Raw genomic sequence first — 12,702 nt, 5'->3', positions numbered from 1 at the left:
GAAACGCCACCTCATCCGCATCGTGTTCACCACCCTCAAGAACCCACCCAAGACCACCCAAGCAGCCCCCGGGACTTGCATCCCACTGGCCGCTTGACATAGGAGAAACGCGTGACAGCAGTGCCGCCACCCACACGCATCGCCCGCCTGCGCGCGGCCTTCGACCGCGTGCGCGACGCACTGTGGGGTGTCCTGCCCACTCCCCTGCGTCGGCTCATCCCGGCAACCTTGGTGGGCTACTGCCTGATCAACCTGTTCACCTTCAGCACCGACATGGCTCTGCTGACCCTCGGCTATCGAGTGGTAGGGATCCCCTACGGGTGGGCGGTGAGCATCGGCTACATCGTGGCACTGGGGCTGGCCTATGTCCTCAACCGCGCCCTGAACTTCGAGTCGAAGTCCAAGGTGGGCGGCGAACTGGTCCGCTACGTCGTGGTCGTGGTGGTCAACTATTCGGTGCTCGTGCTGGGCCTTTCCTGGGCCCTGCACCGCATCGGCGTCCAGTTCCAGCTGGCTCGTCTCTGTGCAGCGACGGCCGAGGCGATCTTCATGTACACGATGATGCGCTTCGTCGTCTTCCGTCGCGCACCGCAGGCCCAGCACCACGACGTCAGCTGTTGATTCCCGGTGCTTGGTGCGGTTCGACCCGACAGGGACCTTCGGTGATGCAAACCTTGCGTCATGGAAACGCTGCCAGTCCATCCTGACCGGAAGCGTCGCATCCAGACGCTGCTGGGAATTGCCTGCGCCGATGCGCTCGGGGCCGCAACCGAGTTCCGCTCCCCCGCGGAGATCGCCGCCCAGTTCAGCCCCGATGACTTCGCCTCCTTTCAGCCGGGCAGTCCCTTCGGGTTCGAGCCCGGTGAGGCCACGGACGACACCCAGATGCTCGTGGCCAGACTGCTGCGCCCCGGTGACCCGTTGGGCGCCTATCGCCGCTGGCTGGCCGGTGGGCCCCCCGACGTTGGCAATCTCACCCGCGAGGCCCTGCAGCGCGGCGGGCTGCAGGCATGGGAGAGCTCGGGCTGTCACTCCGCCGGCAATGGCGGGCTGATGCGCGTGGCCAGCGTCTGGATCGAAGGGCTGGTGAGTGAACCGCTGATCGCCGCTGCCATCCTGGACACGGCCCTGACCCACATCGACCCGCGGTGCACTGCCGCCTCGACGGTTCTGGTCGCTGCGATGGACCGACTCGCGCATGGCGACGACTACCGAGACGCCTGGCTCGGCGCGCTCGAGGACGTGCGGCGCCAAGATCTCCCGGCCCTGCTCGCGAGCCTGGGGATCACGGGCCCCGGGGCGCAGCGGTGGCAGACCTCGGCTGAAGGTTTTGGGCTCGTCGAGAGGGCAGTGCTCGACGGGCTCGCCGGCACGCCGTGTCCCCAGAGCGGATACGTGCTGCACACGCTGCAGTGTGCTGTCCAGCACGGCGCCGCCCGCACCTGGTCGGACGGTGTGGTGCCGGTGGTGATGGGCGGGGATGACGCCGACACCGTCGCCGCCGTGACAGCAGCAGTCCTCGGCGCCCGAGGGTTGACGGCCCCAGACAGACTCACCGGCTCTGTCCGGCTGGGAGCTGACTGGGACGGCTGGCAACGCACCTGTCTACTGGCCGACCACGTCGAAACTCTGGTGCCCTGAGGAGCCCAACCCCCTCATCACTTCCCGCGGCGCGGTGGGGCGATGGGAGCATCTGCCACCGTCGACGCGCCACCTGCTCGCTCCACGCGCCGGCTCCGACGCTTCTCGATCCGGCTCTCCACCAGGTGATAAAGGACCGGAACCAGCAGCAGTGTCAGCAGGGTTGAACTGAGCAGCCCTCCGATCACGACGATGGCGAGCGGCTTGGAGATGAACACACCGCCACCGGACAGGCCAAGGCCCATCGGAACCATCGCGAAGATCGTTGCCAGTGCGGTCATGATGATCGGCCGCAGTCGCTGACGAGCTCCCTCCACCAGGGCGTGGTCGACGTCATCGCCACGCTCGCGGTAGTGGTTGACCAAGTCGATCAAGACGATGGCATTGGTGACAACGATCCCGACGAGCATCAGCAGGCCAATCATGGCGGGGACGCCCAGCGGTGTATTGGTCACCAGGAGGGCCAGGATCGCGCCGACGGCCGCGAAGGGAATGGAAATGGTCAGGATCAACGGCTGCACCAAGCTCTTGAAGGTGGCAACCATGACCACGTAGACGATCGCGACGGCTGCCAGGAGCGCCAGACCCAGCTGGCGGAAGGCCTCGCCCTGTTCGGTGGCCACACCACCCAGCTGCGCGTCGGCGCCGGCAGGCAAGGTCACCTCGTCCAGCTTCTTCGTCACCTCGCCGGTGGTGGCGCTCAGGTTGTCGCCAACCGGTGTCAGGGAAATGGTCACCGATCGCTGGCCATCGGTGTGGTCAATCTCCGGAGCGACCGTATTGCGCGTGACGGTCGCGATGTCTGACAGCTTGACCACCTGGCCCGTGGGGGTCGCCATGACAGGAACCGACTTCAGCTCATCGAGGCCCTGCGGTACGTCGCTCGCCTGCAGCACGAGGTCAATGGTGTCGCCACCGGGCTGCTCCACCTTGGCCACTGGTTGGGGTTGGAGGATGCCGCGCACCACTTGGCCGACGGCCTGCTCGCTCAGGCCGAAGCCCGCAGCCTTCGCCTTGTCCACCTGCACCTGGACCTGGGGCTGGTCCGCTGCCAGCGTCGAGCTGACATTCGTGGTGTCCGGCACCGTCTTGAGGGCCGCCAGCAGCTGGTCATTGGCCTTGCGCAGGGTCTCCTGGTCCGGCGCGGTCAGCACCACCTCGACGTCGCCGCTGCCCATGCCCTGGTTGGCGGACACCGTGATCTCACCGGTGGTCTGCAGGGGGTCCATGGCGGAGCGCACCGCACTGGCCAGGGCGCTCTGATCGGCCTCCTTGTCCGTCGTCACGGAGAAGGACGCAATACCCGCACCCGCCCCGCTGAACATGGCCTCGACACCAGAACCCCCGATGGTGGTCTGGACGGTCTCCACTCCATCGATCTCCAGCAGCGCCTTCTCAACCGCCGCCGCGCGCTTGCCTTGTTCGTTCAGGGCCAAGGCGGGCGGAAACTTCTGCTGCACGGTGAGCGTGTTCATGCCCGCGCTGCCCAGGAAGTCCGTCTTGAGGGTGCTGCCCAGGGCCACGCTGCCCGCCAGCAGGGCGAAGGCCAGCAGCACGGAGATCCAGCGGTGCCGCAGGGCCCAGCCCAGCGCGGGCAGGTAGGCCCGCTGCAGCCATCCCTTGCGCTCACGCTCCTGTGCCTGGGCCTCCACCACGTCCGGATCCACGTCGGACTGCTCGTCGCTGAGGAACCAGTAGGACAGGACCGGGACGATGGTCAGGGCCACCAGCAAAGAACCCATCAGTGCCATCGTCATGGTGAAGGCGAAGGGCCGGAAGAGCTCACCGGTCTGGCCTCCCACCAGACCGATGGGGAGGAAGACCGCCACCGTCGTGATCGTGGCTGCCGTGATGGCGGTGGCCACCTCACGCACGCCCACCAGGATCGCCTGCATCTTCGGCAGTCCGTAGGACAGGTGACGCTTGATGTTCTCCACCACGACGATCGAGTCATCGACCACACGTCCCACGGCCATGGTCAGGGCGCCCAGGGTGAGGATGTTGAGGCTGTAGCCACCCACCCGGAGCCCGATCAGGGTGAGCAGCACGGAGACCGGGATGGAGACCGCCGTCACCAGCGTCGAGCGGATGCTGCGCAGGAAGGCCAGGATGACGAGCACGGCCATGACCAGACCGAGTCCACCCTCCACCAGCATGTCCTTGATGGACTGCGTGATGAACGGTGCCTGGTCGAAGACCGTCGTGAACTCAGGCTGGCTACCCATCGCGGTGGCGATGCCGGGCAGTGCGTCATTGATGGCCTGGGACACTTCAACCGTCGAGCGGTCCGGAGTCTTGGTGATCGCCAGCGAGAGGCTCGGGGTGCCATTGGTCCGGGAGATCGACGTGGCAGGGGCATCGGCCTCGACCACCGTGGCGATCTCCCCCAGCGTCACGGCCTTCGGCGTCGCGGCCGGCGTCGCACCCGGCCCCTCGATGGGCGCTTGCGTGGGAGCCTGGGTGGGCGGCTGCGCCTGACCCACGAGCGCAATCTGCGCGACCTGCTTCGCCGAGTCGAATCGTTCACCCACCGTGACGGCCAGATCCTGGTCGCCATCCTTGAGCGAACCACCCGAGACCAACCCACCGGACGCCACGATGGCCTGCTGCACCTGCGCGCGCGTGAGCCCGGCGGCGGCCATCCGCTTGTCATCCAGGGTGACCTGCACCTGCTTGACCCGGGCACCGGCCATGGTCACCTGCCGAACGCCCGAGAGCTTCTCCAGCTCCGGGATGGCGATCCCCTGCAGACGCTGCGCCAGCTCCTCGGGGGTGCCCCCGTCGGTGACGGCCAGGACCTGGACCGGCATGTCATCGAAGCTGCCGGTGAAGACCTGCGCATCTGCCTCCTCGGGCAGCATGCCCTTGATGCGACTGACGGCGGCCTGCAACTGCTGCTGGACCTGCGCCATCTCCGAGCCGTACTCGACATTCACGGTCACCGTGGACATACCCGTCGACGATGTGGACGTGTAGCCCTCCAGACCCTGCAGCGAGAGCACCGCCTGCTCAATTGGCGTCGTGACCCGCTCCTCCACCACCTGCGGGCTGGCGCCCGGGTAGCTCGTCATGATGAAGGCGCTGGGGATCTCCAGGGAGGGGATCAGTTCCTGCTTCAGGTCCCGCGCGGTCAGACCGCCGAAGAGCATCACGAAGACAGTGATGAGCGCGATGAGCGCCCGATTCCTCAGGCTGAGTCTGGCCAAGCTGTCCATCGAGGCTCCATCGGAACTAGGGGGAGGTCAGGTCGTCGATGCAGACCCTACCGCCCCGCTCCGACAGGACTGGATGGCCGCCCCGCTTCGGTGCTCACAGGACCCGGTGCTCGAGAGGCTCCCCCGCCCGTAGGCGCTCCACCTGGGCCCGGACGAGTTCCACCACGCGGGACTGCATGCTGTTGCTCCGCCCACCGACGTGGGGAGTGATGAGGACACCCGGCAGATTCCACAACGGATGGTCCGCGGGCAAGGGTTCCGGGTCCATCACGTCGAGCGCAGTGCGGATCCGGCCGTCGCGGACAGCTGCGACGAGGGCGTCGGTGTCCACCAGGGGACCCCGGCCAATGTTCACCAGGAGGGCATCCTGCTTCATGCGGGCGATCATCTGGGCGTCGAAGAGGTGATGCGTCTGCTCGGTCAGCGGCGTGGCCAGAATGACGATGTCCGCACGGCCCACGAGCTCCGGCAGGTCCTCGGGGCCATGGATCGGACCGTGCTCGTCCTCCCGAGCCCGCGAGGCGCTGCGCACCACCTCCACCTCGAAGGGCACCAGTCGCTCACGAATCGCCGAGCCAACCCCGCCGACGCCCACCACCAGGGCGGTCAGCCCCTGCAGACCGGGGCTGAACCGCTGCACCCAACTGCCGGACTGCTGCTCCGCAAGGTAGAGGTGGAGGTCTCGCTGCGCAGCCAGCACCAGGGCCAGCGTGATCTCAGCGGTGGAGCCTTCGTGCACGCCGACCGCATTGCTGAGCGAGACACCCGTCGGCAGATAGCGGTCGGCATTGTCATAGCCCAGAGCCTGGCTCTGGACCGCGGCGACCTCCTCGTTCTCGAGCACGGCAAGCAGGCTCGCCGGGCCCATGTACGGGAGAACTGCCAGATCGATCCGGCCAAGCCCCGAGGGGCCCTCCATGGGCCAGACCTCCAGACGCACGTCGTCGGGAACGACCGCGCGCACAGCTTCACGCAGCTCATCGGTGGGCAGGGTCACGACCAGCGAGGTGTCACTCATGACGCCATTGTGCCGTGAAAGGCAAATCAGCCGGGCCGAACCCTGACCTTGCGGACCTGTCAGGTCAGGCTTCGGGCAGCCTTGTCTGCCCGACGGGTGGCGATGGCCTGCCCGACGCCATAGACCAACGCCCCCAGGACCGGCGCTGCCACCAGCAAGGCGGACAGGGGCGCCAGCCCTGACCACGTGAGCTCTTGACTACGAACCGTGACCAACAGGCCCACCAGTACGACCACATTGACCAGGACTGAAATCAGGTAGCACACCCTGAAGAGCTGATTGCGTTCCCGCATCCGTCCACTGACGATGATCGTCGAGAGCAACATGCAAACTGCGACCACGAGACCGACGATGAACCAGACCCGGCTCCCGTCGCGCAGCAGTGCCATGCCACCGGCCAGCGCCGGAAAGGCGGCCAGGCCCGCCAGCAGGATCCCGGACACGCCACTGCCGATGGAGCGCTCCTGCGCCTCACGGTGGCGGGCCTTGAGTTCCTTGCGGCTTGGCGGTCCAGACTGAACGGGCTCGGAGCGCCGCACCTCCTCGATGGGCTGCCCGTCCAGCTCGGGCTCACGATTCTCGGCAGGGGGTGTGGACGTCACCAAAGTCTCCTCGTCAGGCGCTCAGTTCTCCGCGGTGGGCCAGTCGGCTCTTGTTCCGCGCCACCAGAGTAGGGGTCGCCTCGCCCCTGACGCACGCCCCGGTCACGACGACCTGACTGATCGTCTCCTGGCTGGGCACGTCGAACATGACGTCCAGCAGGGTCTGTTCCAGGATGGACCGCAGTCCTCGGGCCCCGGTGCCGCGCTCCAGCGCCTTGAGGGCCACCGCCTCCACCGCATCCTCGGTGAACTCGAGCTGCACACCGTCCAGCTCGAACATCTTGCGGTACTGCTTGACCAGCGCATTGCGCGGTTCGGTGAGGATCCGTACCAAGGCATCCTTGTCCAGCGGTGCCACGGTGGCGGTCATCGGGAGACGGCCGATGAACTCCGGGATCAGTCCGAACTTGTGCAGGTCCTCGGGCGAGACCTGACTGAACGGGTCCTTGAGCTCCTCACGAGCAGAGGGAGCCGTGTTGAAGCCGAGCGGTCGCTTGCCGATGCGCTCGTTGATGATGTCCTCGAGGCCGGCAAAGGCGCCACCCACGATGAACAGGACATTGGTGGTGTCGATCTGGATGAACTCCTGGTGCGGGTGCTTGCGGCCTCCCTGCGGAGGAACCGACGCGACAGTGCCCTCCAGGATCTTCAGCAGCGCCTGCTGCACGCCTTCGCCGGAGACATCGCGCGTGATCGACGGGTTCTCGCTCTTGCGGGCCACCTTGTCGATCTCGTCGATGTAGATGATGCCGGTCTCGGCCTTCTTGACGTCGTAGTCGGCAGCCTGGATCAGCTTGAGCAGGATGTTCTCCACGTCCTCGCCCACATAGCCAGCCTCCGTGAGCGCGGTGGCGTCCGCCATGGCGAAGGGCACGTTGAGCATCTTGGCCAGGGTCTGCGCCAGGTACGTCTTGCCGCATCCCGTCGGCCCGATGAGCAGGATGTTGGACTTGCCCAGCTCGACCCCGTCGTCCTCCACCGAGCGACGAGCCGGCGGCGTGGTGGCCGCCGCCTGCACACGCTTGTAGTGGTTGTACACCGCCACGGCCAAGGTGCGCTTGGCGGAGTCCTGACCGATCACGTAGGAGTCCAGGAAGTCACGAATCTCAGTGGGCTTGGGCAGATCGTCCAACAAGCCGAGGTCGGCTCCCTGGCTGAACTCCTCCTCGATGATCTCGTTGCACAGATCAATGCACTCGTCGCAGATGTAGACGCCCGAGCCAGCGATCAGCTTCTTCACCTGCTTCTGGCTCTTGCCACAGAAGGAACAGGTGAACAGATCACCCGATTCACCGATGCGCGCCATGTCTTGGTCCTTTCACGTCTCCAGCCAGACTAACCGCCGCCGGGCCACGCTCGCGGGAAGTCCGCAGAGGTGGCCCGGCGCGATCAGGCGAGCGTCAGTCGAGATCCTTGAGCGAGGTCAGGATGTCGTCGACGATTCCGTACTCGACGGCCTCCTGGGCCGTCAGGTACTTGTCGCGCTCGATGTCGCGGCTGATCTTCTCGACACTCTGGCCGGTGTCATTGGCCAGCATGGTCTCCATCAGGCTGCGGATGCGCAGGATCTCATTGGCCTGAATCTCCAGATCGGAGCTCTGACCGTAGCCGCCTTCAGTGGCGGGCTGGTGGATCAGGATGCGCGAGTTGGGCAGGGCCAGGCGTCGGCCCTTGGTCCCCGCGGCCAGCAGCACGGCCGCAGCGGAGGCAGCCTGGCCGAGGCACACGGTCTGCACCTCGGGCTTGATGTAACGCATCGTGTCGTAGATCGCCGTCAGCGCGGTGAACGAACCGCCCGGGCTGTTCAGGTAGATCGTCACCGGACGCTCGGAGTCCATCTGCTGCAGGCACAGCAGCTGCGCCATCACCGCATTGGCGATCTCGTCGCTGATGGGGGTGCCGAGGAAGATGATGCGCTCCTCGAAGAGCTTCGTGTAGGGGTCCACACGACGCATTCCGTAGGAGGTGCGCTCCTCCCACTGGGGGATGTAGTAGTCCATCGACGGTCCGGCCGGGGCCATCCCGCCGGGCATCGCCGGCATGGACATGTTCATGGGCATGGTCATGCTGGTCCTCACTGGTTCGGCGCGTCGGCGGAGATCTGCGACGCGCGCTCGTAGACGTGGTCGATGAAGCCGTACTCCTGGGCCTGCGCCGCGGTGAACCAGCGGTCGCGGTCCGAATCGGCCTCGATCTGCTCCAGCGGCTGTCCGGTGTGCTGGCTGATCAGCTCCGCCATCTGCTTCTTGATGTGCAGCGACTGCTCCGCCTGGATCCGGATGTCCGAGGCGGTGCCGCCGATTCCGCCCGAGGGCTGGTGCATCATGATGCGACTGTGCGGCAGGGCGTAGCGCTTGCCCTTGGTGCCAGCGCTCAGCAAGAACTGCCCCATGGAGGCGGCCAGGCCCATGGCCACCGTGGCCACGTCATTGCTGATCCACTGCATGGTGTCGAAGATCGCCATGCCAGCGGTCACCGAACCACCGGGCGAGTTGATGTAGAGGTAGATGTCCTTGTTCGGGTCCTCCGCGTTCAGCAGCAGGAGCTGCGCGCAGATGGCATTGGCGTTCTCGTCCTTCACCTCGTCGCCGAGGAAGACGATTCGGTTGGCCAGCAGTGCCTGGTAGACGTTGTCGGTCATCCCGAAGCCACTGCCGACGCCACCAGCGGCGCGGATCGTGTGGTCAGTTGCGAAATCGTTCACCCTTGAAACCTACCCGGTGCCGGTGACAAAACAATGCACGTTGCCCCTGATCGCGGACGGCGTGCTCAATCCCACTGCGGGTGAGCAGTCTCGGGCAGCGGCTCGCCGTCGCTGACCCGGGACGAGATCAACGTGTTGACCCATCGGGCGGCGGGATCCACATCCACCAACAGTGCCTTGACCAGCAGTGAGAGAGGTAGGGCGATCAGGGCGCCCAGCCCGCCGAAGACCCAGCCCCACAGCAGCAGCGATAGGAAGGACAGGGTGGGTGTGAGCCCCACGGCATCACCCGCAACGCGGGGCTGGATGATCGATTGGATGACGAAATTCACGATGCTGTAGGCAGCCACCACCAGGACTGCGGGCTTCCAACCGCCCTCCACCAGGGCCAGCAGCGCGGGCGGCACGAGTCCGATCACGAAGCCGATGTTGGGGATGTAGTTGGTGAGGAAGCTGAACATGGCCCACACCAGAGCCAGGGGCACGCCGACCCCCACCAGGATCACGTAGTCCACGACGGCGACGATCAGGCCGAAGACGGTGCTCACCAGCCAGTACTTGCGAATGCCCTGGGCGAAGATCTGCAGTCCACGCACGAAGCTGGGATGCGTCCTCTCCGCTGCCGCCAGACGGTCCTCCACGATGATGGCGTCCATCACCATGAAGATCAGGGTTGTGAGCACGACGACAGCCAGGGTCGCGACGCCGCTCGCATTGCTGACCAGCCCCGTCACGACGTCAAGCACACTGTTCGGGTCGATTCCCTTCAGTGACTGCATCAGGACCGAGCGGTCGAAGCCCATCTGTTCGAGCAGGCGCAGGGACTCGTTGTACAGGGTGGTGAATTCGCGGTTGTACTTCGGCAGCTCTCCCACCATGGCCGCGACGCCGTAGCTGAGGCCGAAGATGATCAGTGCCAGCACCACGAGGACGGTCACGCCGGCAGCCACGGCCCCGACCCACCGTGGCGCACCCCAACGCACCAGCCGACGCTGCACGGGATAGGCAGTGATCATCAGGTTGAGGGCGAAGAAGACGGGCGCCACCAGACTGGCCAGTTCCTTCAGCTCGCGCAGACCGACGAGGGCTGCCGCGATGGCCACCAGGACGACCACCATCCGGGGGGTGACCACTCTGCCGTGGGTCCGTGAGGAGTCCGACACCTGTGCGGACCACTGCCCCGCACCCGGTTCCTGACGCGACGGGGTCGACGGAGAAGCAGCGTGCTCGTGCACCACGACCCGGCCACGCGTCGCAGCCGTGCGATCAGTGACCCGGGCCGCTGCCTGCTCGGGAGTCTCGGGACCGTACATCACACCCGCGTCGACGGCCTCGTTCCGCGTGCGATCAGCCGTGCGACCCACGGGCCGCGGTAGGCGCTGACGAAGACTTTCAAGCACGTGGAACTCCTGGAGTTGGTTCGGCATGGGGCCCGTGCAGCGGACCCGCCCGGTGTCAGGGATCAGGAATGCAACTGGGCGCCGCGCGGTGTGCGCGGCGCCCAGTCTAGGCGTCAGTGGCCCTGGTGCAGGCCAGGCCGGTCCGATCAGGCCTCGTCGGCCTTCTCCTCTGCGGCGGCGGTCTTCTTGGCAGCCGTCTTCTTGGCCGGAGCCTTCTTCGCAGCCGCCTTCTTGGCCGGAGCCTTCTTCGCAGCAGCCTTCTTGGCGGGAGCCTCGTCGGCCGCCTCAGACTCGTCGGCCTTCTCCTCCGCGGCAGCAGTCTTCTTGGCAGCCGTCTTCTTGGCCGGAGCCTTCTTCGCAGCCGTCTTCTTGGCGGGAGCCTTCTTGGCGGGAGCCTTCTTGGCGGGGGCCTTCTTGGCGGGAGCCTCGTCAGCCTCGTCTTCGTCATCGCTGTCCACGAGGGAGCCGTCCGGACCCATCTTGTTCAGGTCGATGACCTTGCCGTTGGTGTCGGCGATGCTGGCGGCATTGACCATCTCGGCCAGGGCCTTGGAACGACGGATCTCCTGCATCCACTCAGGCAGGTGATTGTGCTCCTGCATGTGCTGGATCTCCTGCTCGGGGGAGGTCCCGTTCTGCTGCGCCTTGGTGAAGATCATCTGGGTGAGCTCTTCCTGGCCCACCTCGTACTCATTCTCATCGGCCAGCTTGTCGAGCACGATCTGCGCCTTGAGGGCGTCCATCGAACGCTTCTCAATCTCGGCCCAGAACTCGTCCTCGGTCTCCGCAGTCTCGTCCTCCGCGTCCTTCAGGTACTGCTCGACGCTCAGGCCGGCGGCGCCCAGCTGGCGCAGCACCTGCTCCTTGCGGGCCTCGATCTCGGCCTCGACGATCTTCTGCGGCAGCTCGAACTCGGTCTGCGCGATGACAGCCTCGAGCACCTTGTCACGGGCATCGGCGGCCTGCTCCAGACGAGCCATGTTGTCGAGGCTCTTGCGCAGGTCGGCGCGCATCTCCTCGGCGGTGTCGAACTGGCTCACCATCTGGGCGAACGCGTCGTCGATCTCCGGCAGCTCCTGCTCCTGCACCTTGGTGACGGTCACCTTGATGTCGGCATCCTCGTCGCGGTGGGCGCCGCCCAGAAGCTTGGAGGTGAAGGTCTTGTCCTCGCCCACCTTCAGGCCGGTGATGGCCTCGTCCATGCCCTCGAGCATCCCGCCCGAGCCCAGCTTGTACTGGATGCCCTCGGCGGTGGCGTCCTCCAGGACCTCGCCATTCTGCGAGCCCTCGAGGTCGATCGTGACGACGTCGCCATCCTGGGCAGCGCGGTCCACGTCGGTATTGGTGGCGAAGCGCTGACGCAGCGTGTCGATGCGCTCCTCCAGGTCCTCGTCCTTGACCTCGGTGGGCTCCACCTCGACGGAGATGGACGAGAACTCGGGCAGGTCGAACTCGGGGCGGACGTCAACCTCGGCGGTGAACTGGACGTTCTTGCCGTCCTCGAGGTTGGTCACGTCGATCTCGGGCTGGCCCAGCGGAACCAGCTTGTGCTCGACGATGGCCTGGCCGTAGGCCTCGGGCAGCGCGTCGTTGATGGCCTCCTGCAGCACCATGCCGCGCCCGAAGCGCTGGTCGATGAGGGCCGCGGGAACCTTGCCCTTGCGGAAGCCGGGAATGGTGACCGACTGGGCGATCTCCGCGTAGGCCTTGTCCAGGCTCGGCTTCAGTTCCTCGAAGGGCATGTCAATGGTGAGCTTCACCCGGGACGGGCTGAGCTGCTCAACAGTGCTGGGCACAGGTTCTCCTGATCGTCGAAAATTGCGCAAATGGCAGACCGCACAATCCTAGCGACCGCGCGGTCATCGGCAAACCGGGCGCGCTCGGGGAGGCCCAGCAGGCTCAGTGCCGCGCCAACAGGCCTTGCCATCGACCTATTGCACGCAGCCAGTGTGGTCACCCGTGCGCCAGGCGGCAGAATGCGAAAAAGGAGGACCCGGCGCGACGTGCGCCGGGTCCTCCTGTGCGGAGCGGATGACGGGAATCGAACCCGCGTAGCTAGTTTGGAAGACTAGGGCTCTACCATTGAGCTACATCCGCAGGCCTTTGGAAAAGGCTCGGAAAG

The 12,702-nt window shown here is 66.1% G+C and carries 10 protein-coding genes and 1 tRNA gene; 2 read left to right on the top strand and 9 right to left on the bottom strand.

Annotated elements, in window-relative coordinates; all coding sequences use genetic code 11:
- The first annotated feature begins 111 nt into the window (after window positions 1–111).
- Window positions 112–621, top strand: coding sequence for a GtrA family protein (locus ACTQ49_RS12050; RefSeq protein ID WP_441828082.1), 510 nt, complete (start codon window positions 112–114; stop codon window positions 619–621).
- Between the two features lie 60 nt (window positions 622–681).
- Complete coding sequence (locus ACTQ49_RS12045; RefSeq protein WP_441828081.1) at window positions 682–1,641, top strand: ADP-ribosylglycohydrolase family protein; 960 nt, start codon at window positions 682–684, stop codon at window positions 1,639–1,641.
- Between the two features lie 17 nt (window positions 1,642–1,658).
- Here ACTQ49_RS12045 and ACTQ49_RS12040 read toward each other — a convergent pair whose 3' ends face one another.
- The 9 genes from ACTQ49_RS12040 to ACTQ49_RS12000 all read right to left on the bottom strand — a co-directional run bounded on the left by ACTQ49_RS12040 (window position 1,659) and on the right by ACTQ49_RS12000 (window position 12,677).
- Window positions 1,659–4,856: an efflux RND transporter permease subunit gene (locus tag ACTQ49_RS12040; RefSeq protein WP_441828080.1), complete on the bottom strand. Its 3,198-nt coding sequence runs from the start codon at window positions 4,854–4,856 to the stop codon at window positions 1,659–1,661.
- Window positions 4,857–4,950: 94 nt separating this feature from the next.
- Window positions 4,951–5,874, bottom strand: a complete 924-nt coding sequence (locus ACTQ49_RS12035; RefSeq protein ID WP_441828079.1) for an NAD(P)-dependent oxidoreductase — start codon at window positions 5,872–5,874, stop codon at window positions 4,951–4,953.
- A gap of 59 nt (window positions 5,875–5,933) precedes the next feature.
- Window positions 5,934–6,476 carry a hypothetical protein gene (locus ACTQ49_RS12030; RefSeq protein WP_441828078.1) on the bottom strand — a complete coding sequence of 181 codons (543 nt, stop codon included), beginning with the start codon at window positions 6,474–6,476 and terminating at the stop codon, window positions 5,934–5,936.
- A gap of 13 nt (window positions 6,477–6,489) precedes the next feature.
- Window positions 6,490–7,782, bottom strand: coding sequence for an ATP-dependent Clp protease ATP-binding subunit ClpX (gene clpX / locus ACTQ49_RS12025; RefSeq protein WP_441828077.1), 1,293 nt, complete (start codon window positions 7,780–7,782; stop codon window positions 6,490–6,492).
- 94 nt (window positions 7,783–7,876) lie between these two features.
- Window positions 7,877–8,542, bottom strand: coding sequence for an ATP-dependent Clp protease proteolytic subunit (locus ACTQ49_RS12020; RefSeq protein WP_441828076.1), 666 nt, complete (start codon window positions 8,540–8,542; stop codon window positions 7,877–7,879).
- Window positions 8,543–8,550: 8 nt separating this feature from the next.
- Window positions 8,551–9,117: an ATP-dependent Clp protease proteolytic subunit gene (locus tag ACTQ49_RS12015; RefSeq protein ID WP_441828085.1), complete on the bottom strand. Its 567-nt coding sequence runs from the start codon at window positions 9,115–9,117 to the stop codon at window positions 8,551–8,553.
- Window positions 9,118–9,245: 128 nt separating this feature from the next.
- Window positions 9,246–10,493: an AI-2E family transporter gene (locus ACTQ49_RS12010; RefSeq protein WP_441828084.1), complete on the bottom strand. Its 1,248-nt coding sequence runs from the start codon at window positions 10,491–10,493 to the stop codon at window positions 9,246–9,248.
- Between the two features lie 233 nt (window positions 10,494–10,726).
- On the bottom strand, window positions 10,727–12,376 hold the full coding sequence (tig, locus tag ACTQ49_RS12005) for a trigger factor (RefSeq protein WP_441828075.1): 1,650 nt from the start codon (window positions 12,374–12,376) through the stop codon (window positions 10,727–10,729).
- A 230-nt stretch (window positions 12,377–12,606) separates the two neighbouring features.
- Window positions 12,607–12,677, bottom strand: a tRNA-Gly gene (locus tag ACTQ49_RS12000).
- Between the last annotated feature and the right edge of the window lie 25 nt (window positions 12,678–12,702).

This window comes from Luteococcus sp. Sow4_B9, assembly GCF_052116585.1.
In the GTDB taxonomy this organism is placed as follows: Bacteria; Actinomycetota; Actinomycetes; order Propionibacteriales; family Propionibacteriaceae; genus Luteococcus.
This window is presented reverse-complemented; position numbering and strand designations above follow the sequence as displayed.